General features: G+C 68.4%; 25 protein-coding genes. 15 read left to right on the top strand and 10 right to left on the bottom strand.

Annotation, left to right across the window (positions count from 1 at the left end; translation table 11 throughout):
• Nucleotides 1–434: 434 nt before the first annotated feature.
• Nucleotides 435–1,229, top strand: coding sequence for a DUF2189 domain-containing protein (locus BMX29_RS09010; protein WP_092812083.1), 795 nt, complete (start codon nucleotides 435–437; stop codon nucleotides 1,227–1,229).
• Nucleotides 1,230–1,450: 221 nt separating this feature from the next.
• Nucleotides 1,451–2,872 carry a 30S ribosomal protein S6--L-glutamate ligase gene (gene rimK / locus BMX29_RS09015; RefSeq protein WP_092812085.1) on the top strand — a complete coding sequence of 474 codons (1,422 nt, stop codon included), beginning with the start codon at nucleotides 1,451–1,453 and terminating at the stop codon, nucleotides 2,870–2,872.
• Nucleotides 2,873–3,010: 138 nt separating this feature from the next.
• Here the strand turns inward: rimK and BMX29_RS09020 are convergent, their stop codons facing one another.
• Genes BMX29_RS09020 through BMX29_RS09030 form a run of 3 tightly spaced genes read right to left on the bottom strand, consistent with a single transcriptional unit; the run spans nucleotide 3,011 to nucleotide 5,050 of the window.
• Nucleotides 3,011–3,400, bottom strand: coding sequence for a DUF4149 domain-containing protein (locus BMX29_RS09020; RefSeq protein ID WP_092812087.1), 390 nt, complete (start codon nucleotides 3,398–3,400; stop codon nucleotides 3,011–3,013).
• On the bottom strand, nucleotides 3,397–4,110 hold the full coding sequence (gene ubiG / locus BMX29_RS09025) for a bifunctional 2-polyprenyl-6-hydroxyphenol methylase/3-demethylubiquinol 3-O-methyltransferase UbiG (protein ID WP_092812088.1): 714 nt from the start codon (nucleotides 4,108–4,110) through the stop codon (nucleotides 3,397–3,399). The genes BMX29_RS09020 and ubiG overlap by 4 nt, the downstream gene beginning before the upstream one ends.
• A complete protein-coding gene (locus tag BMX29_RS09030) occupies nucleotides 4,103–5,050 on the bottom strand; it encodes a methyltransferase family protein (RefSeq protein ID WP_244889199.1) in 948 nt (315 codons plus the stop codon). Before BMX29_RS09030 ends, ubiG begins: the two co-directional genes overlap by 8 nt.
• An 84-nt stretch (nucleotides 5,051–5,134) precedes the next feature.
• On the opposite strand from BMX29_RS09030, the gene BMX29_RS09035 reads away from it, so the two are divergent.
• The 8 genes from BMX29_RS09035 to tpiA all read left to right on the top strand — a co-directional run bounded on the left by BMX29_RS09035 (nucleotide 5,135) and on the right by tpiA (nucleotide 12,118).
• Nucleotides 5,135–5,497 carry an SUF system Fe-S cluster assembly protein gene (locus tag BMX29_RS09035; protein ID WP_043844562.1) on the top strand — a complete coding sequence of 121 codons (363 nt, stop codon included), beginning with the start codon at nucleotides 5,135–5,137 and terminating at the stop codon, nucleotides 5,495–5,497.
• Between the two features lie 119 nt (nucleotides 5,498–5,616).
• Complete coding sequence (locus BMX29_RS09040; RefSeq protein ID WP_092812090.1) at nucleotides 5,617–7,284, top strand: mechanosensitive ion channel family protein; 1,668 nt, start codon at nucleotides 5,617–5,619, stop codon at nucleotides 7,282–7,284.
• A gap of 108 nt (nucleotides 7,285–7,392) precedes the next feature.
• Entirely contained in the window at nucleotides 7,393–8,634 is a 1,242-nt protein-coding gene (locus tag BMX29_RS09045) for a glycerophosphodiester phosphodiesterase family protein (RefSeq protein ID WP_092812092.1), read from the top strand.
• Between the two features lie 134 nt (nucleotides 8,635–8,768).
• Nucleotides 8,769–9,395 (top strand): hypothetical protein, encoded by a 627-nt coding sequence (locus tag BMX29_RS09050; protein WP_092812094.1) that lies wholly within the window; start codon nucleotides 8,769–8,771, stop codon nucleotides 9,393–9,395.
• A gap of 142 nt (nucleotides 9,396–9,537) precedes the next feature.
• The gene (locus tag BMX29_RS09055) at nucleotides 9,538–10,233 is read left to right on the top strand and encodes a DUF3307 domain-containing protein (RefSeq protein ID WP_280513620.1); all 696 of its coding nucleotides are present in this window, start codon (nucleotides 9,538–9,540) and stop codon (nucleotides 10,231–10,233) included.
• The gene (locus BMX29_RS09060; protein ID WP_280513618.1) at nucleotides 10,230–10,790 is read left to right on the top strand and encodes a sugar O-acetyltransferase; all 561 of its coding nucleotides are present in this window, start codon (nucleotides 10,230–10,232) and stop codon (nucleotides 10,788–10,790) included. The genes BMX29_RS09055 and BMX29_RS09060 overlap by 4 nt, the downstream gene beginning before the upstream one ends.
• A gap of 30 nt (nucleotides 10,791–10,820) precedes the next feature.
• A complete protein-coding gene (locus tag BMX29_RS09065) occupies nucleotides 10,821–11,198 on the top strand; it encodes a HesB/IscA family protein (protein WP_043844566.1) in 378 nt (125 codons plus the stop codon).
• Between the two features lie 167 nt (nucleotides 11,199–11,365).
• Nucleotides 11,366–12,118 (top strand): triose-phosphate isomerase, encoded by a 753-nt coding sequence (tpiA, locus tag BMX29_RS09070; RefSeq protein WP_092812098.1) that lies wholly within the window; start codon nucleotides 11,366–11,368, stop codon nucleotides 12,116–12,118.
• Nucleotides 12,119–12,155: 37 nt separating this feature from the next.
• Here the strand turns inward: tpiA and BMX29_RS09075 are convergent, their stop codons facing one another.
• The 7 genes from BMX29_RS09075 to BMX29_RS09105 all read right to left on the bottom strand — a co-directional run bounded on the left by BMX29_RS09075 (nucleotide 12,156) and on the right by BMX29_RS09105 (nucleotide 20,080).
• Nucleotides 12,156–12,773 carry a hypothetical protein gene (locus tag BMX29_RS09075; protein WP_092812100.1) on the bottom strand — a complete coding sequence of 206 codons (618 nt, stop codon included), beginning with the start codon at nucleotides 12,771–12,773 and terminating at the stop codon, nucleotides 12,156–12,158.
• Between the two features lie 73 nt (nucleotides 12,774–12,846).
• Nucleotides 12,847–14,223, bottom strand: a complete 1,377-nt coding sequence (locus tag BMX29_RS09080) for a TRAP transporter large permease (protein ID WP_092812102.1) — start codon at nucleotides 14,221–14,223, stop codon at nucleotides 12,847–12,849.
• A 3-nt stretch (nucleotides 14,224–14,226) separates the two neighbouring features.
• A complete protein-coding gene (locus tag BMX29_RS09085; protein ID WP_092812104.1) occupies nucleotides 14,227–14,916 on the bottom strand; it encodes a TRAP transporter small permease in 690 nt (229 codons plus the stop codon).
• A 94-nt stretch (nucleotides 14,917–15,010) separates the two neighbouring features.
• Entirely contained in the window at nucleotides 15,011–16,015 is a 1,005-nt protein-coding gene (locus BMX29_RS09090; RefSeq protein ID WP_043844570.1) for a DctP family TRAP transporter solute-binding subunit, read from the bottom strand.
• Nucleotides 16,016–16,262: 247 nt separating this feature from the next.
• On the bottom strand, nucleotides 16,263–17,501 hold the full coding sequence (locus BMX29_RS09095; RefSeq protein WP_043844571.1) for a sigma-54-dependent transcriptional regulator: 1,239 nt from the start codon (nucleotides 17,499–17,501) through the stop codon (nucleotides 16,263–16,265).
• Complete coding sequence (locus BMX29_RS09100) at nucleotides 17,498–19,264, bottom strand: sensor histidine kinase (RefSeq protein ID WP_092812106.1); 1,767 nt, start codon at nucleotides 19,262–19,264, stop codon at nucleotides 17,498–17,500. The genes BMX29_RS09095 and BMX29_RS09100 overlap by 4 nt, the downstream gene beginning before the upstream one ends.
• 357 nt (nucleotides 19,265–19,621) lie before the next feature.
• Complete coding sequence (locus BMX29_RS09105) at nucleotides 19,622–20,080, bottom strand: Lrp/AsnC family transcriptional regulator (RefSeq protein ID WP_043844573.1); 459 nt, start codon at nucleotides 20,078–20,080, stop codon at nucleotides 19,622–19,624.
• Between the two features lie 149 nt (nucleotides 20,081–20,229).
• On the opposite strand from BMX29_RS09105, the gene cysG reads away from it, so the two are divergent.
• From cysG to BMX29_RS09130, 5 genes are read left to right on the top strand one after another with little or no spacing between them, the layout of a single operon-like run.
• Nucleotides 20,230–21,651 carry a siroheme synthase CysG gene (gene cysG, locus BMX29_RS09110; RefSeq protein ID WP_092812108.1) on the top strand — a complete coding sequence of 474 codons (1,422 nt, stop codon included), beginning with the start codon at nucleotides 20,230–20,232 and terminating at the stop codon, nucleotides 21,649–21,651.
• Nucleotides 21,651–21,947 carry a DUF2849 domain-containing protein gene (locus tag BMX29_RS09115; protein WP_043844575.1) on the top strand — a complete coding sequence of 99 codons (297 nt, stop codon included), beginning with the start codon at nucleotides 21,651–21,653 and terminating at the stop codon, nucleotides 21,945–21,947. Before cysG ends, BMX29_RS09115 begins: the two co-directional genes overlap by 1 nt.
• A 29-nt stretch (nucleotides 21,948–21,976) precedes the next feature.
• Entirely contained in the window at nucleotides 21,977–23,665 is a 1,689-nt protein-coding gene (locus BMX29_RS09120) for a nitrite/sulfite reductase (protein ID WP_092812110.1), read from the top strand.
• On the top strand, nucleotides 23,655–24,437 hold the full coding sequence (locus BMX29_RS09125) for a phosphoadenylyl-sulfate reductase (protein ID WP_043844577.1): 783 nt from the start codon (nucleotides 23,655–23,657) through the stop codon (nucleotides 24,435–24,437). The genes BMX29_RS09120 and BMX29_RS09125 overlap by 11 nt, the downstream gene beginning before the upstream one ends.
• Nucleotides 24,434–24,844 carry a DUF934 domain-containing protein gene (locus tag BMX29_RS09130; RefSeq protein ID WP_092812112.1) on the top strand — a complete coding sequence of 137 codons (411 nt, stop codon included), beginning with the start codon at nucleotides 24,434–24,436 and terminating at the stop codon, nucleotides 24,842–24,844. The genes BMX29_RS09125 and BMX29_RS09130 overlap by 4 nt, the downstream gene beginning before the upstream one ends.
• Nucleotides 24,845–24,916 lie beyond the last annotated feature (72 nt).

Genomic DNA, 24,916 nt, shown 5'->3' on the forward strand with positions numbered 1-24,916 from the left:
CCGCAGCAGCCCCTCCGCCACCCCCGGCACGGCTTCTTCGCGCCACGGGCCACTCCGAGACCGGGAAGGAGGTGCCCCTGCCCCTGTCCGCGCCAGCGGCACCTCGACCCGGCAGCACGCCATGCCTCGAGGGGTCTCGCCCCCGGAGCCACTCCGGCGTCCATCCCCGCGCCGTCTTCCCTGCCGTCTTGCTGGCAAAGAGGCTCCCTGACGACGCTTCGCATACCCCGCCCGGCACCAGGATGGTCCGGAACGATCCCGAAGCGCCGCCCCGGCTTCTTCTTCTCGGCTGAAATACTCCGGGTGCGCGAGGGCAGAGCCCTCGCCCAGACAGCACAACGGCCGGCAGCGGAGGTCACACGCCACCGGCGACGCGCCGCATGAAACCGTCTATAGTGCACGAAACCCAACGCCCGGCCGAAGGGAGACCGAGAATGACCGCCACGCCGGACCCGCAGAGCGCTCCGTCCTCGCCGTCCCGGAGCGATACGGCGCTGACACTCGGCGATCTGCGTGCGGCGCTGGCCGACGGGATCGCGGACTTCCGGGCGGCGCCTCGATTCGGGCTCTTCTTCGCCGGCGTCTACGTCGTCCTCGGGGTCGGCCTCGTGCAGCTCGGCGCCGGGATGTTGACGTGGACGCTGTCGTTGACGCTGGCCTTCCCGCTTCTGGCGCCATTCCTCGCCGTGGGGCTCTACGAGGTCAGCCGGCGGCGCGCGGCGGGGGCTGCGCTGACATGGGGCGGCATTCTCGGCGTGGTGTGGCACGAACGCACCCGGCAGATCCCGTGGGCGGGCGCGGTGATCCTGATCTATGTCCTCTTCTGGAGCTTTTTCGCCCACATGCTGTTCGCACTCTTCATGGGGCCCTCGGCGATCCTGGGCTCGGCGGTGACGCCCGCGGCCTGGCTCTCGGGCGCGGGCCTGCTGATGGTCTTGGCGGAGCTCCTCTTCGGTGCAACCTTCGCGCTTCTGCTGTTCGGATTGACCGCATTCAGCCTTCCGATGCTGCTCGACCGCGAGGTGGATTTCGTCACTGCCATGCGCGCAAGCCTGCGCGCGACCACCGCACACCCGCGCGTGTCACTGGTCTGGGCGGCGACGATCGCAGGTCTCACGCTGGTCTCTCTGCTGCCGTGGTTCCTCGGTCTCTTCGTTTCACTGCCGGTTCTGGGGCACGCGAGCTGGCATCTCTACCGCCGTGCACGGGACGCAGACGTTCTGGACTGAGCACACGAACCGCAATGCCCGGCGCGCAATCGGTCCGGCGTGACGCGTGACACAGCGGCGAGCGAGGGCTATGCCCTCGCGCTCCCGGAGTATTTTCACCGAGAAGAAGCGGACGACGCGGGCAGGTCTGAGGGCGTCGCGTCTTCGTTATCAAGGGGCGTCAACCTTGTTTGGCCGCGCCGCGCTTGCTAGCCGTGCCGCGAACCTCACGAGGACAGCCGATGACCGATACGCCCGAGACCGAGACCGACCCCGCGCAGAACCTGATCCGCTTCGGATGGGAGGAATGGATCGCCCTGCCCGATCTCGGCCTGCCCGCGCTGAAGGCAAAGGTCGACACCGGCGCGCGCACCTCCGCGCTCCACGCCTCGGATATCGAGACCTTCGGCTCCAGCGCCGCGCCGCGTGTGCGCTTCACCGTGCACCCCGTGCCCGGCCGCGAGGATCTGGTGATCCCGTGCTCGGCCAAGGTGATCGACCGGCGCATGGTCACCTCGTCGAACGGCGAGAGCGAGAGCCGCTACGTCATCGCCTCGACCCTCGAGGTGGGCGGCGAGAGCTGGCCGATTGAGGTGACGCTCACCAATCGCGGCGCCATGGCAAGCCGGATGCTGCTCGGGCGCGAGGCGCTCAAGGATCACATCACCATCGTCGCCACCGACCGCTTCCTGCAGCCCGAGCGCAGCTTCGACGTCTACGCCTCCAAGGCGGTGCGGGCGCAGGCGCCGAACCGCGCGCTGCGCATCGCGGTGCTGAGCCGCGAGAACAACTACTCGACCCGCCGGCTGGTGGAGGAAGGCGAGAGCCGGGGCCACACCGTCGAGGTGATCGACACTACGCGCTGCTACATGGCGATCAACGCCATGGCGCCGGAGGTGCATTACGACGGCCAGCGCCTGCCCCGCTACGACGCGGTGATCCCGCGCATCGGGGCGACGATCACCTCCTACGGAACAGCGGTGATCCGTCAGTTCGAGACCATAGGCACCTTCTGCGTGAACGGCTCCGAGGGGATCACCGCCTCGCGCGACAAGCTCTATGCCCACCAACTCATGGCGCGGCACAAGATCGGGATGCCCAACACCGCGTTCGCCGCCTCTCCCAAGGACACCGACAGCCTGATGCGGCTTGTGGGCACGGCGCCGATGATCGTGAAGCTGCTGGAATCGACGCAGGGCAAGGGCGTGGTGCTGGCCGAGACGAAGAAGGCGGCGCAGTCGGTCATCGACGCCTTCCGGGGCCTGCGCGCGAATTTCCTCGTGCAGGACTTCGTGAAGGAGGCCGCGGGCGAGGACATCCGCTGTCTCGTGGTGGGCGGGCGCGTGGTCGCCTCGATGAAGCGCACCGGGGCGGAGGGCGACTTCCGCTCGAACCTGCACCGCGGCGGATCGGCCAAGGTGGTGCGGATCTCGAAGGAGGAGCGCGAGACCGCCGTGCGGGCCGCGCGGGCCTTCCGGCTCAACCTCGCAGGCGTGGACCTGCTGCGCTCGGAAGCCGGGCCGAAGGTGCTGGAGGTGAACTCCTCGCCCGGGCTGGAGGGCATCGAAGGCGCATCGAAGAAGAACGTGGCCGGGATGCTCTACGATCACATCGAGGAGCGTGTTCGGCCCTCGCCCACGCGGCGGCGCAAGCTGCTGGGCTGAACGTTGCGGGGGGGCGTTGGCCCCCGCGCCCCCGAGTAACCCGCAACGAGACGAGCCGGCGGGCGGACGCGCGGGCCGAGCACGACCGGGCCCCTGCCCGCTACGCCTGGCGCATCCATTTCCTGACGAAGGAAGCGCTCAGGCGAGCCGCAGCAGCGCCCAGCCGGCGGCGGCGATCTGTGCGAGGCCGAGCGCCACCGAGGCACCATGGAGCCAGGCGAAGCGAGCTTTGGCGCCGGTGTCCGTGGCGCGGTTGATCGCGGGCATCAGCGCCTGTCGGGCCGGAATCGTGGTCAGGACCACCGCGAGAAGCAGCAGTGCGGCCGTTCGGTCGATGGCGAACGCGGCCAGCGCGGCAAGGCCCGCGGTGACGATGGAGGCGAGGTAGAAGGCCGGAAAGGCAAGACGCAGGAGGCGGCCGGCCTCCTCGGGGGACGCGTGGCGGAAGAGGAAGCCCGCGAACGCGAAGGAATAGAACGTCATGCCCCCGAAGAGCAGCCCCGTCAGGAGGACGGCGAGCGCGGTCATCCGCACGCCTTCGTGGCAAGGCCCATGTACTGCACCGTCTGCATCGGCAGCGGACCGAACTTGAGGTCGAGGCGCTTCGTGACGCCGCGGGGGCCGAGGCCGGTGAACGGACCGGGGTTCAGGCCCGCCGCCTCCATCCGCGCGCGCAGATCGTCGGGCGGGATGAACATGTCGGGATCGTGGGTGCCCTTGGGCAGCACGCCGACGACGTCCTCGGCCATGGTAATGGCAAAGAAGCGCGCCACCCGGTTGCGGTTGATGGTGTCGAAGGCGAACACGCCGCCGGGCGCCAGCACCCGCGCGCATTCCGACAGGGTCTGGTCGAGGTCCCGAACATGTTCGAGAACGTCGACGCAGACCACCGCGTCGAAGGACCCGTCGGCATAGGGCATGTCCTCGCCCACCCCCACGTCGTAGGCGATCGACAGACCCTCCTGCGCAGCGTGTTCGCGCGCGGCCCGGATCGCGTCCTCGGCCGGGTCGCGGCCCGTCACGGTGGCGCCACGCCGGGCCAGCGCCTCGGCCATAAAGCCGCCGGCACAGCCCAGGTCCAGCACGCGCTTGCCCTGCCAGTCCACGTGGCGGTCGAAGAAGCGGAAGCGGCCCGGCACGAGGTTCTTGAGCGTGCGGACCCACCGGATCTCGTCGGACCACCAGGCATCCGCCGCGTCGTCGTAAATGCTCAGGTCGTTGCGCGCGCGGTCAGCCATGGGTCGGGTCCTGTTTGCGTTCGGTAGGTCGGGGGCGTCCGGGGATCATGTAGGGCACTGCGTCCCGGTAGCGCGCATATCGCGCACCGAAGCGACGGAGGTAGCGCGGCTCCTTCAGGCGGGCGGGCGCGATCAGGCAGTAGGCCGTCAGCACCGCGGCCACGGCAAGTTGGTCCGGCGTCCAGGTGGGCACGGTCCAGAGCACGAGCGTGAAGCCCACGTAGATCGGCTGGCGGATCAGGGTGAAGAGGCCCCTCGTCGGCATGTCGGGCCAGGCCGGGTCACGCAGCTGCACCAGCGACGTCCACCCCAACGCGCCCGATTGCAGCTCGGCGCCGGCGTCGAGGTTGGACTTCATCAGGAACAGCCACGAGGCGACGTGCAGCGCAAGAACCACCCAGAGCGCCGCGCCCTCGGCCCGCCACCAGACGATGCCCGAGGGCGTCCAGAGCAGGAACAGCGCCAGCAGCTGGAGCGAGGCGAAAATGGTGTAGGTGGTGGCGGCAAGCGTCTTGCCCCACGGCCCCGGAAGCACGCGGCCCGGCACCTTCGCGCCGCGACCGTTCAGAAACAGCGAATGCAGCAGCGGGAATTGCAGGACCAGCGCGGCATTGACGAGGATGGCATACGGGAATGGCACCGCGCCGAGGCCTATCATCATGCCATTCCAGAGTGTCCAGACCATCGCCAGGATGGCCGCGGCAAAGACGAGGTGGCAGAGCGCGCCGTAGGCCAGCGCCACGGCGATACGCGTCCTTCCCGGCGGCGCGGAGAAATTTCCGATCATCAGCTCGATCAGCCGCCAGACAGGGTGAGGTCCGGGGCTGCCGAGGGGCGGTTTTCCGGGCTCGGTCTGCGTCATCGCGGTTGAGATAAGGCGGGGGCTCTGCCAGACCAGCGCCCGGATGTCGCACGTGTCGCACCCGATCGCGTTGGCCAAATCTGTCCCCGGGGCGACGCGGCCTTTACCCTTCGCTGCCCTTTTCCTATATCTCCACTCAGGAATGACGACGAAGGAAACGGCATGTCCGACGCAAGCCCCCAGATGGAAGGTGCCCCGCTGATCGCGCCCTCCTCGACCGAGCATCCGCTCTACGACCAGGTGGTCGAGGCGTGCCGCGGCGTGTACGATCCGGAGATCCCGGTGAACATCTACGACCTCGGACTCGTCTACACGATCGATATCACCCCGGAGAACGAGGTGAAGATCATCATGACCCTGACCGCGCCGGGATGTCCGGTGGCGGGCGAGATGCCCGGCTGGATCGCCGACGCCGTGGAGCCCCTCGCCGGGGTCAAGCAGGTCGACGTCGAGCTGACGTGGGAGCCGCCCTGGGGCATGGACATGATGTCGGACGAGGCCCGGCTGGAGCTCGGCTTCATGTAAGGATCCGCCGCGGCAGGGCTTGCCCTTGCCGCAACGGCATCCGGCAGGCGCGCCCGGAACGGCCCGGCTTGGCCACATTCACATATTGACGATTGCGTGGATCGGACGACGTACGGGCGGTGAGACGTTTTGCCGCCCTCCTCGTGTTCGTATTCGTCGCCGCCCTTGGCGTCCCCGTTCACGCGCAGGAAAACGCGGCCACGTCCTCGTGGTATTCCCTGGATATCCTCAATCCCGGCCTCGGCCCGGCCCCCGACGACATCGACCGCACCACGCCGCGCTCCACGGTCGAGAGCTTCCTCGCCCTCGGGCGGGACAACCGCTGGGACGACGCGGCGCACCTTCTCGATCTGGCCGGCTGGCCCGACGATGAGCAACGCGACGTGGGCGCGGCGCTGGCGCGGCAACTCTTCGTCGTGATCGACCGCAAGATCGTGGTGAACTGGTACCAGCTGCTCGACCGGCCAGACGCGCTCGACGCGCGGGCCGCCTCCGAGACCGCGATGGCCGGGGAGCCGCGCCGATCCCTTCTGCTTGCGCTCGTGGAGCTTGGCGGCCGTCCGATCAGCCTGCGGCTCAACCGAGTGAAAGAGCCCGCGCGCGATCCGGTCTGGGTGTTCTCCCGCCAGACCGTCGACAACGTGCCCGACCTCTACGCCGTCTACGGTCCCTCGCGCCTGGAACGCTGGCTGCCGGAACCCCTGCTCAAGCGGGCCTTCTGGAACCTGCGGGTCTGGGAACTGATCGGGCTGCCGTTGATGATCGCGCTGGCGATCGCGCTTGGGCGCCTGACCTACGCGATGATGTCGCGCGGGCTCGGGCGGACACGCCGGGACGAGGGCAGCACGTCGATCCTTGTCGCGCTGCGGCCGCCGGTAATCCTCGTCGTGGTGGCGGGCACGCTGGCGATCTGCACCAAGAACCTGTTCCTGTTTTCCGGGCGCATCGACACCGTGCTGTCGCCGATGATTGCGGTGGGCTTCGTCACGGCAACGATCTGGGCGATCGTCAACCTCGCCGATACCATCATGGACCGGCTCGTCAGCTTCGACGGCGACGTACTGACCGAGGTCGGCGAGGGCCAGGAACGCAAGCGCGACATGGCCACCAAGGTCGCCGCGATCCGCCGCGCGATGATCGTCGTGGTGACCATCGCGGGCATGGGGATCATCCTGCGCGAAGCCAACATCATGCAGACGCTCGGCTTCTCGCTGCTGGCCTCGGCGGGCGCGTTCACGGTGATCCTCGCCTTCGCGGCGCGCAACATGCTGGCCAACGTCATGGCCTCTCTGCAGATCGCGCTGAACCAATCCGCGCGGATCGGCGACAAGATCGTCTATGACGGCCACCTGTGCTCGGTCGAGCGGATCAACTTCACCTTCGTGCAGCTACGCGAATGGACCGGCAAGCGCATCGTGGTGCCCGTTGTCGACTTCGTGGACGAGCCGTTCGAGAACTGGACCATGCGCGACCCGGCCCTGATCGGCGAGGTGCGGCTCAAGCTCGCCCATACAGCCGATGTGGACGCCCTGCGCGACCGATACTTCAAGCTGCTCGACGAGATCGACAGCGAGGACGAGAAGGCGCTCGAAACCAATCGGGGGCTCTACGTCGCGAACCACGACGCCTTCGGGCTCGAGGCGCTGTTCCTCATCCCCTGCCCCGATCCGAACGCCGCCTGGGCGCGGATCTGCGAGGTGCGAGAGCGGATGCTGGCGGAGGCGGCCGAGATGCAGACCGAGGCCAAGCCGATCTTCCCGATGCTGTCACCGTTCGAGGCCGGCTGACCCGCCCGGAAGGGAGAGGGCCGCCGTCACGAAACCGTAACGGTTGTGCCACGCACCCGTTACGCGCCATGGTCATGCGGAGGCGTCACCAACAGAAAGGTATTTCCGATGACCCGTGCATTCCTTCTCGGCACCGCGCTGGCCTGCCTGCCACTCGCCGCCGCCGCCGAACAGCACCAGTCGATGGACGACAGCGGCATGAATTACTCCGCCGGCCTCAGCTACGGCCCGCGCCCGTTCTTCCTGATCTCCAAGATGGAGGATGGCCCGCTCAAGGACGAGCTGACCCAGTGCATGGGACAGACGCCCGAGCGCACGACGTTCTCGATCGGCCACCGCGGCGCGCCGCTGATGTTCCCCGAGCACACGGTCGAATCCAACCACGCCGCCGCCGGACAGGGCGCGGGCGTGCTGGAATGCGACGTGGCCTTCACCGCCGATCAGGAACTGGTCTGTCGGCACGCGCAGAACGATCTGCACACGACCACCGACATCGTGGTGACGGACCTCGCCGAGAAGTGCTCGACCCCGTTCGAACCCGCCTCCGAGGGCAGCGACGCCACGGCCGAGTGCCGCACCTCGGACCTCACTCTCGACGAGTTCAAGACGCTGTCGCCGAAGATGGACGCGTCGAACCCGCAGGCCACCACGGCCGAGGAATACTTGGGCGGCGTGGCCGACTGGCGCACCACGCTCTACGACAACGATGCGACGCTGATGACCCACGCCGAGTCGATCGCGCTCTTCGATGCGATGGGCGCTGACTTCACCCCCGAGCTGAAGACCCCGGTGGTCGACATGCCCTACGAGGGCTTCAGCCAGGAAGACTACGCCCAGAAGATGATCGACGAGTACAAAGACGCGGGCATCGACCCCTCGCGCGTCTGGCCGCAATCCTTCCTGCTCGATGATGTGCTCTACTGGATCGAGAACGAGCCGGAATTCGGCGCGCAGGCGGTGTTCCTCGTCGAGTGGACCGACGGCTTCGACGAGCAGGATTCCGAAACCTGGCAGGAGGACTTCGCCGCGCTCAAGGAGCAGGGCGTGAACTACCTCGCGCCGTCGCTCAACATGATGATGACGGTGGGCGAGAACGACGAGATCGCAGCGTCGGAGTATGCCATGGCGGCGAAGGACGCCGGTCTCGAGCTGATCGCCTGGACGCTCGAGCGTTCCGGCCCGCTGGCCGAGGGCGGCGGCTGGTACTTCCAGTCGGTGAACGACATCGTCGACAGCGACGGCGATTATTACGAGGCGCTGGACGTTCTGGCACAGGACGTGGGCGTGCGCGGCGTGTTTTCGGACTGGCCGGCCACGGTGACCTACTACGCGAACTGCAAGGGCCTCTGAGGCCAGGCGGCGAATGCCGCGACAGGTGGGGGCGGCCGGTTTGGCCGTCCCCTTTTTCGCGCCGGGCCTCCCTTGCATCCCGCCCGCGCGCTGGCGTCTAGTGGCCGCGAATGCGCGGACGAAGGACCGGCGGAATGGAGCATGAGACGGCGGCGATCCTGACCGGCGATATCGTGGGCTCGCGGCAGGCGGGCTCCGAGGGCGTCGCGGCGGTGTTCGACGCTCTTGCCGCGGCGCTGGAGGATGCGGCGGCGTGGACCGGCGGGCCGGCGCGGCTGACCCGGTTTCGCGGCGACGGCTGGCAGGCGCTGGTGCCCGACGGCCCCCGCGCCCTGCGCTGCGCGCTGTTCCTCCGTGCCCGCCTGCTGACGGCCGAGACCGCCGAGACCCGCATCGCCATTGGCCTCGGCGGTATATCCTCCGCTGGCACGAGCGATCTGTCGGATGCCGATGGCGCAGCCTTCCACGCCTCGGGTGCGTCGCTCGACGCGATGGCGCGGGGCCGGCGACTGGTGCTGGCGGCGGAGGGCGCGCCGCCCCTCGCCCCGGCGGTGGCAGAGCTCTGCGACGCCCTCGCCCGCGGCTGGAGCTTGGCGCAGGCCGAGGTCGCGGCCCCCCGGCTCGCCCCGGACGCCCCGTCGCAGGCGGCTCTGGCCGAGCGGCTGGGCATCCGCCAGCAGAGCGTCGCCGACCGGTTGGAGGCCGCGGGCCTTCCGGCGATTGAGGCCGCGCTCGAGGCGGTCGAGGCCGCGCTCGCATGACATGTGAGCTCCTTTACAGGCCTCACGGCCTTTATTCCGCAATACAGGCCTTCAAGCCTGTTATCCGAAAAACAGGCCACAGGCCCTGTAATTTCACCGGAGACCCGACCTGACCGACGCCGCCGCCACCTTCTCGGCCCTGCTGCTCGCGCACGGGCTGGCCGACTTCGTCCTGCAGACCGACGCGATGGTCGCGGGCAAGGGCCGTCTGCGCGTGGCCGCGCTGCACGCGGCGAGCGTGGCCGCACTGACATTTCTCGTGGTCGCGGCCCCGACCCTCGCGGCGCTGGGCGCCGCCCTGGCCGTCACGGCAGTCCACATCGCCATCGACCGCATCAAGCAGGCCGTGGGCGACACGCTCGGGCCCTTCCTTGCCGATCAGGCAGCGCACCTCGCGACCCTCGGCGCAGCGGCTCTGGTCGTGCCGACACTCTGGGCCGACGGCGTCTGGGCCGCGCTGCTGCCCGAGGGCACCGCCCCGGCGCTCGCCTACCTCGCCTTCGGCCTGATCGCCGTGCGCGCGGGTCGCTTCGCCGTCGGCAAGACGCTGGCCACCATAGGCACCGACGCCGAGATCGAGGGCATCGCCGAGGGCAGCCTCAAGGACGCCGGCGCCCGGATCGGAGAGCTCGAGCGGCTGCTGACCTACGCCCTTGTCGTGACCGGCAACACCACCGGCGTCGCGTTCCTGGTGGCCGCCAAGTCGATCCTGCGCTTCGACGCGACCCGAGACGATCGCGCATCGGCGGAATACATCATCGTCGGCACGCTCGCTTCCATCGCCTGGGCGCTGGGCGCCGCCTTCCTTGCCATACTGCTGATCGGAGACACCCCTTGAGCGAACGCGAAAAGATGTGCGCCGGAGAACTCTACCGCCCCGGCGACACCGACCTTGCCGCCGAGCGACGGCGCGCGCAGGCGCTTCTGCGCGACTACAACCAGACCATCGTCGACGATCCGGAGCGGATCGCGATCCTCGACGTGCTGCTGGCGGAGATCGGCGAGGGCAGCGCGATCCGCGCGCCGTTCCACGTGGATTACGGCTGGAACATCACCCTCGGCCGCGACGTGTTCCTGAACTTCGGCTGCGTCCTGCTGGACGTCTGCGCGATCACCATCGGCGACAACACCCAAATCGGCCCCTACTGCCAGCTGCTTGCCGCCGATCACCCGCGCGACCGCGAAACCCGCGATGGGGGCCTCGAATTCGGGCGCCCCGTCACCATCGGACGCAATGTCTGGATCGGGGGCGGCGCGCTGATCCTGCCCGGCGTGACCGTGGGCAACGACGCCGTGATCGGCGCCGGCGCCGTGGTCGCGCGGGACGTGGCCCCCGGCGCCACGGTCGCGGGCAATCCCGCGCGTCCCCTTGAGAGAAGCGCGCAGACCCACTAGTTTGGTAGGACACTGCAAGGAGGCGCGCCCATGTTCGGTATTCCCGGCCAGGCCCCCGTAACGATGACCGACGCGGCGGTCCGGCAAATCTCGAAGCTGATGGAAAAGGACGGTCGCTACGGCCTGAAGATCGGCGTCAAGAAGGGCGGCTGTGCGGGCATGGAATACACCATGGATTACGTCGACACCGCCGACGACAACGACGAGGTGGTCGAGCGCGACGGCGCCCGCGTGCTGATCGCGCCCATGGCCCAGATGTTCCTGTTCGGCACCGAGATCGACTACGAGACCGCGCTTCTGGAATCGGGCTTCAAGTTCCGAAATCCCAACGTCGTGGACGCCTGCGGATGCGGCGAGTCGATCAAGTTCAAGGACGTTGACGAACTCGCCGCCGAGCGCGAGGACTGACGCCCGCACCCATCACCGGATTCTTCGACGCCCTGCCCTCGCGCAGGGCGTTTTCGTGTGCGTCGGGTGTGGTTCGGTCCGCTCATCCGGCCGGCAGATGCGGCGCAGGGTCGCCGCCCCGGGACCGCCATGCTATGTCCAGACCCGGACCACGACAGGAGACCGATATGGCCCCCAAGCTCGCCGCCGGAAACTGGAAGATGAACGGCACCAAGGCCGCGCTCGCGGAACTCGACACCATCGCTGCCGGGATCGGCGCGGACGGGGCGCCGGAGGTCGCGATCTGTCCGCCGTTCACCCTCGTCGCGGCAGCGGCCGAGCGCGCAAAGGGCGGCCTGAAGGTCGGCGGACAGGACTGCCACGCCGAGGCCAAGGGCGCCCATACCGGCGACGTGTCCGCGCCGATGCTCAAGGACGCGGGCGCCGCCTTTGTCATCCTCGGCCATTCCGAGCGGCGCCAGGACCACGGCGAGACCGACGCGGTGGTCGCCGCCAAGACCCGCGCCGCGTGGGACGCGGGACTTCGCGTGATCCTCTGCTGTGGCGAGACGCTGGAAGAGCGCGAGGCCGAGCGCACGCTCGACGTGGTGGGCGGCCAGTTGGCTGACTCGATCCCGGACGGCGCCGATGCCGGGTCGCTCGTGGTGGCCTACGAGCCGATCTGGGCCATCGGCACCGGCAAGGTCGCCGAGCCGCCGCAGATCGCCGAGGTGCACGATGCCATCCGCTCCGCCCTCTGCGAGCGTTTCGGCGACGACATAGGCAAGGCGATCCCGCTTCTCTACGGCGGCAGCGTGAAGGCGGCGAACGCGGCCGAGATCTTCGCAACATCCAACGTGGACGGCGCGCTGGTGGGTGGCGCGAGCCTAAAGGCCGACGACTTCCTGCCCATCGTAGAGGCGCTCGGCGCGTCCGACTGACCCCTGTATCACGCGGGACGCCCGGCGGCGTCCCGCGTCAGCGGTCCTGCACCATGCGCGACAGCCGACGCGTGCGGAAAAGACCCGAGATCTGTTTCGTCATCAGCGTCGAGGGCACGAAGCGCGGCTCCGCATCCTCGGCATCGACGTCCTGCACGTTGAAGCATTTCGAGGCGCCGACGAGTTTCTGATGCTGGTTCGGCGCCGCCACCGCCGTGATCGTCAGCGCCTTGCTTCTGCGGGTGTCGAACTCGCTTCCCAAACGCGCCTGTGCGCGCTTGGCCAGTTCCTCGAAGCTGCCGATATCGCGCGCCTCGCCGGCTCCGAGCGGGCCCTGCAAAGTGCGTTGCAGCATGTTGTCGAAATCGCCCTCGCCCCATTCCTCGCGGTCCGTGACGATGGCGCGCGAGTTGCCGTCCTTGGTCTTGATGTCGATGACCACGCCGACGAGGTAAAGGTTCTGCGCCCCCATGTTGGTCACGAGGCACCGGCCGTTCATGTGCTCGGAGGCCGCGCGGCTGATGTGGATGACGCTTCGGTTCTGGCGGCTGAAACTCACCAGGAACATGTTCAGGTAGACGATCCAGACCACCATCATTCCGAGGTTTGCCGCAAGGGACAACAATTCGGAATTCGCTTTGACCCAGTCAACCATGACGCCCCCGTCCGGAAATACGTTTCGCATGTCCGAACGAGGGCGCCTTGCCTCGGTTCCATTTACCGCTTGGTCAGCGGGTGATGAGCTCGGGTCCCATCATCATCGTTGGCAGCCACGTGGACAGGATCGGCACGTAGGTGACGAGGATCAGGAAGACAAACAGCACCGCGAGGAACGGCAGCGCCGCCTTCACGACCCGCATCATCGGCATCCCCGCCACGCCGGAGGTGACGAAGAGATTCAGACCCACCGGCGGCGTGATCATCCCGATCTCCATGTTCACCACCATGATGATGCCAAGGTGGATCGGATCGATACCGAGCTCGATGGCGATGGGGAAAACCAGCGGCGCGACGATCACCAGTAGACCCGAGGGCTCCATGAACTGGCCGCCGATCAGCAGGATCACGTTGACGATGATGAGGAACACCACCGGCCCGAAGCCCGCCGACAGCATCGCCTCGGCGATCTGCTGGGGGATCTGCTCGTCGGTCAGCACGTGCTTGAGGATCAGCGCGTTGGCGATGATGAACATCAGCGTGATCGTCAGCTTGCCGGCCTCGAAGATCGTGTCCTTCGTGTCGCGATGGAAGAACACCGTCACAAGCGCGATCGGCTTGCGCCAGAGCGGCAGGTTCTGCTTGCCCTCTTCGGTCTTGAGCGGGCCCATGTCGGCGTAGACGAAGTTGGCGATCAGGAAGGCGTAGACCGCCGCGACTGCCGCCGCCTCGGTGGGGGTGAAGATGCCTCCGTAGATACCGCCGAGGATGATGACGATCAGGAACAGGCCCCACGACGCGTCGCGGCCCGCCGAGATCACCTCGCCCCAGCCCAGCCAGTCGCCCTTGGGCAGGTCGCGCATCTTCGCGATGACGTAGATCGTCACCATCAGCATGGTGCCCGCCAGAAGGCCCGGGATGACGCCGGCGAGGAACATCCGCCCGACCGAAGTATCGGTGGCCGAGGCGTAGACGACCATGACGATGGACGGCGGGATCAGGATGCCGAGCGTGCCCGCATTGGCGATGACGCCCGCGGCGAAGTCCTTGGAGTAGCCGACCTGCCGCATCCCCGCGATGACGATGGAGCCGATCGCGACCACGGTCGCCGGGGACGAGCCCGACAGCGCCGCGAAGAGCATGCAGGCGAAGACGCCGGCGATGGCAAGGCCGCCGGGGAAGTGGCCGACGATGGCGATGGAGAAACGGATGATCCGCTGCGCCACGCCGCCCGTCGACATGAACGACGAGGCGAGGATGAAGAACGGGATCGCCAGAAGCGTGTAGTGACCCGCCATCGCCTGGAAAAAGCTCTGCGCGATGGACGACAGCGACGTGTCCGACAGGACCAGCAGGAAGATGGTGGAGGAAAAGCCGAGCGAGACGGCGATCGGCACGCCGATCAGCATCAGGCCGATCACCATGGCGAAGAGAATTGCGACGTCCATGGATCAGTCCTCGCGGTTCAGGTGGGCGACGTCGTCCACGGCCTCTTCGGCCTCGTGGCTGACGATCAGGCTCATGTTCGTGCCGCGCCAGATCGCGACGCCCGCCTGGATGAAGCGGATCAACAGCAGAAGCGCGCCGAAGGGCAGGATGAAGTAGGGAATGAAGCGGGGCAGCTTCTCGTAGTCCATGCCCTCGTTCATCACCGGCTGGATCCACCGCAGCCATTCCGGGAAGGGAATGTCGGTGACTTCGTACCAGCCGCGATAGGACGTGCGGCCCATCTCCTCGAACCCGGTCGGGAACCAGCGTCCGGTGGTCTGCGGCAGGTTCGCGAAGTTCGACCAGTAGTCCCACGCGCCCTTGAGCAGCAGCCCCGCGTAGAGGATGCAGATCGCCGCGGCGATCAGTGCCAGCACCCGGCGGGGCTGGCGCGGCAGAGCGCCGGTGATCGCGTCGACGCCGAGATGCGCGGTCTTCTTCACCGCGTAGCTGACGCCGAACAGGACGAGCCACGCGAACAGCAGCGACGTCGCCTCGAGGCCCCAGATCAGGCCGGTGTTAAAGCCGTACCGCAGCACGACGTTGACGAAGGTGATGATCGTCATCGCGCCGAGGATGATCGCGATGATCGTCTCCTCCAGCTCGTCGACGAACCGGCCGAGCATGGATCTCGGCTGTGGATCGGCGGACATGGCCCCTCCCCCCGGAATGAACGATGTGACGGAAAAATTCTGGGGGTCCGGCCCTATCAAGAGGCCGGACCCGGTCAGGTCGCGGGACCCGGGATCAGAAGTTCTGGTTGATCGACTGCGCCGCGTCGATGTTTTCCTGGCCGACGTCGTCGGTGAACTGTTCCCAGACCGGCTTCATGACGTCGAGCCATGCCGCGCGCTGCTCTTCGTCGAGCTCGCGGATCTCGCCGCCCGCGTCGAGCACGGCCTGACGAGCTTCGGCGTCAACCTCGCTCACGGCCGCGTTGCGCTGCTCGGTCACCTCGTCGAGGATCGTCTCGAGCTGGGTGCGCACCTCTTCGTCGAGGCCATCCCACCAGTCGGTCGAAGTCACGACGAGGTAGTCGAGAACGCCGTGGTTGGTCTCGGTGGTGCCGTCCTGCACCTCGAAGAACTTCTGGCCGTAGATGTTCGACCAGGTGTTCTCCTGCCCGTCGACCACGCCGGTCTGAAGCGCGCCGTAGACCTCGGAGAAGGCCATCGGCTGCGGGCTGGCATCGAGCGCCTCGAACTGCGCCTTGAGCACCTCGGAGGGCTGGACACGGAACTTGAGGCCGGCGGCGTCGCCGGGCTCGATCAGCGGGGTGTTGGCCGACAGCTGCTTCATGCCGTTGTGCCAGTAGCCGAGACCGAGAAGCCCGCGGCGGGCCATCGATTCCATCATCTCCTGGCCGGTGTCGGAGGCCTGGAAGGCGTCCACGGCTTCGATGTTCTTGAACATGAACGGCAGGTCGTAGATCCGGAAGACCTTGGTGAACTGCTCGAACTTCGACAGCGAAGGCGCGGCCATCTGCACGTCGCCCTGGAGCATCGCCTCGAGAACCTGGTCGTCGTTGTAGAGCGTGGAGTTCGGATAGACCTCCATGCAGGCGGTGCCGTCCATCTCCTCGTTCACGCGCTCCTGCAGGAGGCTCGCGGCGATGCCCTTGGGGTGCTTGTCGGTGTTGGTGACGTGGCTGAACTTGATGACCATCTCGCCTTCGTCGCAATCCGCGAACGCGGCGCCGGCGGTCGAGGTCAGGGCCGCCACGGCGGTGGCGGTCAGCAGAAACTTCTTCATGGTGTCCTCCCGGAACGTCGGTAATCCAAGGCGGCTGGCATCCTCCTGCCGCCGCCTGCACCGGGCAGAAGACCGCCGACGCGCCATTGCGCCAACAGAAAAATCGCCGGGCGCTCCAAGCGCACATATTTTATAACAATTTCAGATTATTGCCGCCATTCCTTCACGCTGCGCAAACATCACGCCTCGCTCAGACGTGCGACTTTTCACACACCCACCTTCGATAGGTGTGCGAAAATCCGCACAGTCAGCCCGCGCCGCGGCGGAACTCCTCCGGTCGGACCCCGTGCTTGGCAAGCTTGTCGTAGAAGGTCTTGCGCGGCAGCTTGAGCGCCCGCGCGGCCTCGGTCGCGTGGCCGTTGTGCCGCCCGAGCGCCGCGACCAGCAGCGCACGTTCCACCTGCGCCATCTGCTCGGCCAGGCCCAGGGTCGCCATCCTTTCGGCATCCCCGGGCATCCGCAGCACGAAACGCATCGCCGCCGACATCAGCGACCGCGCGTTGCCCGGCCAGTCCTGCGCCATGAGTGCTGCGATCCGCGCCTCGGTGATCTCGGGCGGCGCGACGCCTGCCTGCTCCGCCGCCTGCGCGACGTATTGTCGGAAGAGCACGGGGATGTCCTCGGGCCGCTCGGAGAGCGGCGGCACCCGCAGAACGATCACCGCGAGACGCCAGTAGAGCTCGGCGGCGAGTCGTCCTTCGGACACCGCGGCCTCGAGATCCTCGGTGCTGCCGCCGATAAGCGTGGTGCGGCCCGCGTCCATCGCATCGATCAGGGCGAGCTGGCTGTCCGGCGGCAGCGCCGCGATCTCGTCCAGGAACAGCGTACCGCCCGCGCAGTCTTCCCACAGCGTCATCAGCGCCGCCCGGTCGAGGCCGCGGGCCGCGCGCTTCTCGAACGGTCGCTTGGCGCGCGCCGACGACAGGTGCACGACCTCGGCGACCTTGGAGATACCCGTGCCCGGCGCGCCGGTCACCAGCGCTGGCGTGGCGGAGCGCGCTGCGTGCCGCACTCCCGCGCGCAGGGCGTTGGCCTGCTCGGACACGCCGAAGATCATTCGCGCTGCGGGATCGCCGGTCTCGATCTCGGCACGCATCCGACGGTTCTCCAGCACCATCCCCCGCGTTCGCAGTGCCCGCGCCACCGTGGCTGTCAGGTCGGCGGCGTCGCAGGGCTTTTCGAGGAACCCGAAAGCACCCGCCGACATGGCTCGCACCGCCATCGGAATATCCCCCTCGCCGGTCAGCAGGATCACCGGCAGGTCGGGATCGGCCTCCCGTGCGAAGTCCAGCAGGTGAAACCCGTCTCGGCCCGGCATCCGGATGTCCGAGACGATCACGCCCGCGAAGTCCGGCGCGATCAGGTCCTTGGCCTCGACGAAGCTGCCCGCCGTGGTGGCGTCGAAATCTGCGAGTTCCAGCGTCTGGCCCAGCGCCTCGCGCACCGCCGCGTCGTCGTCCACCAGAAGAACCCGGGTCGCGCTCATGCCGCCTCCTCCGCATCGCGCCAGGGCTCGAGAGTCACGGTAAAGACCGCGCCCGGCCCGTCGGCGCGGTTCTCGCCCCGGACGTCGCCGCCGAAGCTCTGCACCAGCCCGTAGGAGATCGACAGGCCGAGCCCCATGCCGGCGCCCACCGCCTTGGTCGAATAGAACGGGTCGAAGAGACGCTCGGGCGCCTCGATCCCCGGCCCGGTGTCGGCCACCGCGATCGCGGGCGCGGCGCCGCCGGTCAGCGTGACGGTGACCTCGCGCGCGGTCCCGCCGGCGTCGGCCATCGCGTCAAGCGCATTCGTGATGAGGTTCACCACCACCTGCCCCAGCCGCACCTCGCCGCCGCGCACCCAGACCGGGTCCGCCTCACCGGCGCGGACGAGCGCCACGCCCTCGGCGCGGGCGCGGGCCTCGGTCAGCTCGATCGCGCTGGCCACGACCTGCGCGAGGTCCACCCGGCCCGCCGGCGCGCTTTCCTGCCGTGCGAACAGGCGCAGGTTCCGGATGATCCGCCCCATGCGCCGTGTCATCTCGGAGATGCGTCCAAAGTTGTCCGCCGCCCTGTCGGCCCGGTCGCGCTCGAGGAAGGCCGCCCCGTTCTCGGCGAAGGACCGGATCGCCATCAGTGGCTGGTTCAATTCGTGGCTGATGCCCGCGCTCATCCGGCCCAGCGCCGACAGCTTCTCGGCCTGCACCAGTTCGGCCTGGGCACGCTTGAGTGCCGCCTCCGCCTCCTGGCGCTCGGCCACCTCGCGGGTGAGCTGCACGTTCGCGTCCACGAGGTCGCGCGTGCGGCTTGCCACGCGTGTCTCGAGCTCGGCATTGGCCAAGGTCAGCGCGCGGCGCCGCTCGGAGACGAGGAAGAGGATCGCGCCGAAGAACAACACGACGGCCAGCACCGCGGAGGCCTGAAGCGTCGCAATGCGCCGCGCGGGCCGCACGTCGATCAGGGCGAAGGCGTCGAGACCGATCACCGGCAGCGGCTCGCGCAGAAGCAGTGCCGCGCGCGGTACGTAGGGTGACCAGTCCTGCAACCGGATCGGGTAGCCGGCCCGCGTCACCGTCTCGACCCGGTAGGTGCGCCCGCCGGGCGAGGTCACGCGGCCGTCGTCGTGCCGCTCCCATCCGAGGATCTCGGAGCGGTTGGTCGCGACCACCACGCCCGACGCGTCGAGGAAGTAGACCGTGGGCAGCGTTCCGCGCCACTCCTGTTCGAGCCGCGCAAGGTCCACCGACACCGTCAGCACCCCGCGCACCCGGCCGTCGGGTCCGAATTGCGGTGCGGCATAGGTGAAGAGCCGTGAGCCCGGCTCCCGGGCGCGCGCGGGATCGGTCACGAGGCGCGCCCCCAGCGCCCCGCCCACGGCACGACGGAAGAAGGGCGCGTCGGCTACATCGTTCGCCATGCGATCCCCCGCAGCGGCAAGGATGCGTCCGTCGGGCGTGCGGTAGGCGATCGCCGACGTCCCCGTCTTGTCCGCTCCTTCGCGCAGCATGGCGCGCGCGGGCTCGGGATCGCCTCCCTCATGCAGCGCGGCGAGCGCGGGATGATCGGCGGTCAGGACGGCGAACTCGCGGTAGCGCTGGAGTTGCGTGACGAGGCGGTCCGCGGCCAGCAGCAGGTCCGAGCGTCCCCGCGCCGCCAGCGGACCCAGCGCCTGGTGATAGGCATAGAGCCACGCCGCCGCCGTCACCGCCGCCGCGACGGCGAGGAATAGGGCCACCAGAGGGGCGCGGCTGGGCACGGAGCGCTGCATGTCCGAGGTCTAGCAAGAGCGGGGCGCCTCGCGCCAGTGTGCGCCGTGTTCGGCGCCATCGCGATCGGATGGTGTGTCTGCCGCTGCCGCCCCGCCAAGCGGACGCGAACATCTCAAGTATCCTCTCTCGCCGGAGAGGTCAGCTTTCGCCGTGGGCCACGAACGTCACGCGAGCCGGCGCCTGTGTCGTAGCGTATGTGTCGGCGCGGTCATGCGCGGCACGGTGGCTGTCGCGCGCCTGCACGCAACGGCCCTTTCGATCCACGAGGGCGCCGCCGGGCAACGCGACCGCCAAAGTGCGCCGTGCAGGAACATCGAGACTGGCGCAGGACCGAGACCTGCGCCCGCGTACGACCTTCAGAGCGGCAGCGCCGTGGTCGACTTGATCTCTTCCATCGACAGCAACGCGGTGACGTTGTGCACCTTCACCTCGGAAATCAGCGCCTGGTAAAAGGCATCGTAGGCCCGCGCGTTCTTTACCCGGACCTTGAGGATGTAGTCGATGTCGCCCGCGAGCCGGTGCGCCTCCTGCACTTCGGGTCGCTCGCGCAGGGCCTTGAGGAACCTTGCCTGCCAGTCGGCCTCGTGCTCGGAGGTGCGGATCAGGACGAAGAAACACGCCTCGAAGCCCAGCGCCTCGGCGTCGAGCTCGACCGTCTGCGCGCCGATCACTCCGGCCTCGCGCAGCTTGCGGATCCGGGTCCAGACCGGGGTCTTGGACGAGCCAACCGCCTTGGCGATGTCGTCGAGCGACTGGCTCGCATCGCGCTGGAGTTCGATGAGAATTTTCCGGTCGGTCTCGTCGATCCGTGCCATGCGTTCCTCCTGAGGGCGCGCTGACGAACACCCTGTTCGCCTGTGCGCCCTCTATGGAACGCATGTCCTTGTTTCCGCAATGGGCTAGGCGGAAAGCGGGACGAAATTCTATATCTCCGGGCAGAGCCAACTGCCTCGGAGGCGTCGCCATGCAACACTTCCCGATCTTCGTCGCCCTTGCCGGACGGCGTGTCGTGCTGTCCGGTGGCGGCGACGCGGCGCTGGCCAAGCTGCGCCTGCTGATGAAGACCGAGGCGCACCTGACCGTGTTCGCGCCCTCGCCCGCGCCCGAGATCGTCGCATGGGCCGAGGCCGGGCGCCTGCGTCTCGTCGAGCGCGCGATGGAGCCGGGCGACGCGACCTGCGCGGTGCTGTTCTACGCGGCTGACGAGGACGCGAACGAGGATGCGCGCACCGTAGCCATCGCCCGTGCCGACGGCGCGCTGACGAACACCGTCGACAACCTTGGCGACAGCCAGTTCATCACCCCCGCCATCGTGGACCGCGACCCTGTGACCGTGGCGATCGGCACCGAGGGCGCCGCCCCGGTTCTGGCCCGTGCGATCAAGGCCGATCTCGAAGAGCGGCTGCCGGCCCGGCTTGGCCTGCTGGCCCGCGTGGGCAAGGCTTTCCGCAAGGCCGCCGATGCCCTGCCCTTCGGCCGTCCGCGCCGGGACTTCTGGTCCGACTATTACTTCGCCGACGGCCCGCGCGCCGTGGATGGCATCGAGGACGCCGACGCGGAGGACGCAGCGCGCGCCGCGCTCGACGGCCTGCTGTCCCGTCACCTCGCTGCCGAGGAGCGCCCGGGTCACGTGGCCTTCGTGGGTGCTGGCCCCGGCGACCCCGAGCTTCTGACGCTGAAGGCGCGCAAGCTGCTGGACGCAGCCGACGTGGTGATACACGACCGGCTCATCAGCCCCGAGATCCTCGAGCTCGCCCGCCGCGAGGCCGAGATGCTCGACGTGGGCAAGCAGGGCTTCGGCCCCTCCGCATCGCAGAGCGACATCAACGAGCTGATCGTGAAGCATGTCGAGGCCGGCGCGCAGGTGGTCCGCCTGAAGTCGGGCGATCCCACGGTGTTCGGCCGCCTCGACGAGGAAGTGGAAGCCGTTACCGCACGCAGCCTGTCCTATTCGGTCGTGCCCGGAATCACCGCCGCATCCGCCGCGGTCGCAACCATCGGCCAGAGCCTGACCAAGCGCGAACGCAACGCCTCGGTCCGCCTCCTGACCGGCCACGACATGAAGGGCTTCGCCGACCACGACTGGGCCGCACTGGCGCGTCCGGGCGAGGTCGCCGCGATCTACATGGGCAAGAAGGCCGCCCGCTTCATCCAGGGCCGCCTGATGATGCATGGCGCTGCGCCCGACACGCCGGTCACGGTGGTCGAGAACGCCAGCCGCGCTGACCAGCGTGTGCTCGGCTCGACCCTCGCCACCCTGCCCGCCGACATCGCCGCCGCCGAGATGAACGGCCCGGCGCTCGTGCTTTACGGCCTCGCGCCGCGCGCGGCCGAAACCGCCCTGCCCTCGATCGACACCTCGTTCAAAGCCCAGGAGGCACTCTGATGCCCCGCGAATTCACGCCCAAAGTCATCACCGCAAACGCCCTCCTCGAGGGCGACGTCGTCTACCTCGACGCCAATGGAAACTGGGTGCGCGACCTGAAGCAGGCCGAGCTTCTCACCGACGAGGCCGACGCCCAGATCCGCCTGATCGACGCCGAGAAGCGCGCCGACGAGGTCGTGGGCGTCTACCTCGCCGACATGCAACCCGCCAATGACGGCCCCGAGCCCACGCATTTCCGCGAGGACTTCCGCCGCACCGGTCCGTCCAACTACTTCCTCGGCAAGCAGGCCGGCTGAACGGCCACCCCGGGCCAAGGAGAGATTTCATGTATCGCTACGACGATTTCGACGCGGCCTTCGTGGCCGAGCGCAACCGCCAGTTCCGTGCGCAGGTCGAGCGCCGCATCGACGGCAGCCTGACCGAGGACGAGTTCAAACCTCTGCGCCTGATGAACGGGCTCTACCTGCAGCTCCACGCCTACATGCTGCGGGTGGCGATCCCCTATGGTACGCTCCGCGGCGCGCAGATGCGCCAGCTCGCCATGATCGCCGAGCGCTGGGACCAGGGCTACGGCCACTTCACCACGCGCCAGAACATCCAGTACAACTGGCCGAAGCTGCGCGACATTCCCGACATCCTCGACGCGCTGGCCGAGGTCGAGATGCACGCCATCCAGACGTCGGGCAACACGATCCGGAACGTGACGGCAGACCACTTCGCCGGCGCCGCCGCCGATGAGGTCGCGGACCCGCGTCCCGTGGCCGAGCTGATCCGGCAGTGGTCCACCGACCACCCCGAGTTCCAGTTCATGCCGCGCAAGTTCAAGATCGCCGTCACCGGCAGCCCGAACGACCGCGCCGTGACCGCCGCGCACGACATCGGCATCCGCATCGTGCGCAACGACGCGGGCGAGATCGGCTACCAGGTGCTGGTGGGCGGCGGCCTTGGTCGGACGCCGATGATCGGCAAGGTCATCAACGACTTCGTGCCGGGCGCGGACCTGCTGCCCTACCTCGAGGCCATCGTCTCGGTCTGGAACCTGCTGGGGCGTCGCGACAACAAGTACAAGTCGCGCATCAAGATCACCGTCCACGAGCATGGCATCGATGCGATCCGCGAGATGGTCGAGGCCCGCTTCGCCGAGGTGAAGCCCACCTTCTCCGGCGTCGACCAGGAGATGCTCTCCGCCATCGAGGCGCAGTTCGCCGCGCCCGAATTCCGCGGCGCCGGCACCGAGACGTATGACGCGGCTTACGACGCCGACCCGGTCTTCCGCGCCTGGGCCGACACCAACCTGACCGAGCACCGCGCGCCGGGCTACGCCATCGCGGAGATCAGCCTCAAGGCCCACGGGGCCACGCCGGGCGACGCCACCGCCGAGCAGATGCGCGTGATGGCCGACCTCGCCGAGCGCTTCGGCCACGACGAGCTGCGGATCAGCCACGAGCAGAACGTTGTGCTGCCGCACGTCCACAAGGACGACCTGCCGGAGGTGCACCGCATCCTGCGCGAGCATGGCCTCGCGACCGCGAATATCGGCCTGATCTCGGACATCATCGCCTGCCCGGGCATGGATTACTGCGCGCTGGCGACGGCCCGCTCGATCCCGATCGCGCAAGAGATCGCGACCCGCTTCGAAGAGCTTCAGACCGAGCACGAGATCGGCGACCTGAAGATCAAGATCTCGGGCTGCATCAACGCCTGCGGCCACCACCACGTGGGCCATATCGGCATCCTCGGCCTCGACCGTGCCGGCGTGGAGAACTACCAGGTGACGCTCGGCGGCGATCACACCGAGACCGCGAGCCTCGGCGAGCGGACCGGCCCCGGCTTCTCGGCGGACGAGATCGTCGGCGCGGTCGAAACCGTGGTCGATACCTACCTCGCCGAACGCACCGACGAAAACGAACGCTTCCTCGAGACCTACCGCCGCGTCGGCATGGCCCCGTTCAAGGCGGCGCTCTACCCGGCCAAGGACAAGGCCGAGAAGAAGGAACGGGCCAATGCGGCATGAAACCGTCATCGAGGAAAGCGCCCGCGCGACGTCGCCGCCGGACCTTGACGCCCTGCGCGAGCGTGTCGCGGCGCTGAACGCCCGCTACCGCCACCACGGTGCCACGGACGTGCTGCGCGGCGCGCTGAACGACCCCGAGGCCGGCGACATCGCCATGGTGTCGAGTTTTGGCGCGGAGTCGGTGGCGCTGCTGCACCTGGTGGCCGTGGCCGACCGTTCGACCCCGGTGCTGTTCATCGACACGCGCCTGTTGTTCGAGGAGACGCTGACCTACCAGCAGGAGGTCGCCCAGCGCCTCGGCCTGCGCGATGTGCGTGTGCTGCGCACCGATGCCGAGCTTCTGGCCGAGCGCGATCCCTACGGCGCGCTTCGGTTCTCGGACACCGATGCATGCTGCCACCTGCGCAAGACGGTGCCGCTGGAGCGTGCGCTCGACGGCTTCGACGGCTGGATTACCGGGCGCAAGCGCTATCAGAGTGCCGGCCGGGCCGATCTCGACTTCTTCGAACTGGAAGAGGCGACGGGCCGGATCAAGGTCAACCCGCTGGTCCACTGGCAGCCCGACGACGTGCGCGCCTACATGGACGAGAACCGCTTGCCCCGGCATCCGCTGGTGTCGCAGGGGTATCCCTCGATCGGCTGCTGGCCGTGCACCTCGCGCGTGGCAGACGGCGAGGACCCGCGCGCCGGCCGGTGGCGCGGCGAGGACAAGGACGAATGCGGCATCCACTTCGTGAACGGCCGCGCGATCAGGCAAGGAGACGACACATGAGCGTGATCGTGACCGACGCGGGCTTCGGCCCGGACGACTGGACCGGCGACTTCGCCTCCCTGGACGAGGTTCGCGAGGATGGCGGCCGCGCCGTGGACCTGCCCTCCGACACCGATCCCGCGGCGCTCGACACCCTTCCCGAGGGTGTCGAGATCGTTCGCGTGGCCTTCCCGTCCTCGGCCGACGGCCGCGGCTTCAGCCTCGCGCGGCTTCTGCGCCTGCGCGGCTATTCCGGCCGCTTGCGCGCTGCCGGGCACGTCATCGCCGACCAGTACGCCATGGCGCGCCGCTGCGGCTTCGACGAGATCGAGATCGACGACGCACTCGCCGCCCGCCAGCCCGAGGACCAATGGCGCTTCCGCGCCGACTGGCGCGCCCACGACTACCAGTCGCGCCTGCGCGGCTGAGCGTCGCGCCTTCCCGAAACCCGTTTGCACCCCGCCGGAAAGCATCGCACTTTCGCGCCCGACGAAGGACCC

The organism is Roseivivax marinus, from assembly GCF_900109705.1.
Taxonomy (GTDB): domain Bacteria; phylum Pseudomonadota; class Alphaproteobacteria; order Rhodobacterales; family Rhodobacteraceae; genus Roseivivax; species Roseivivax marinus.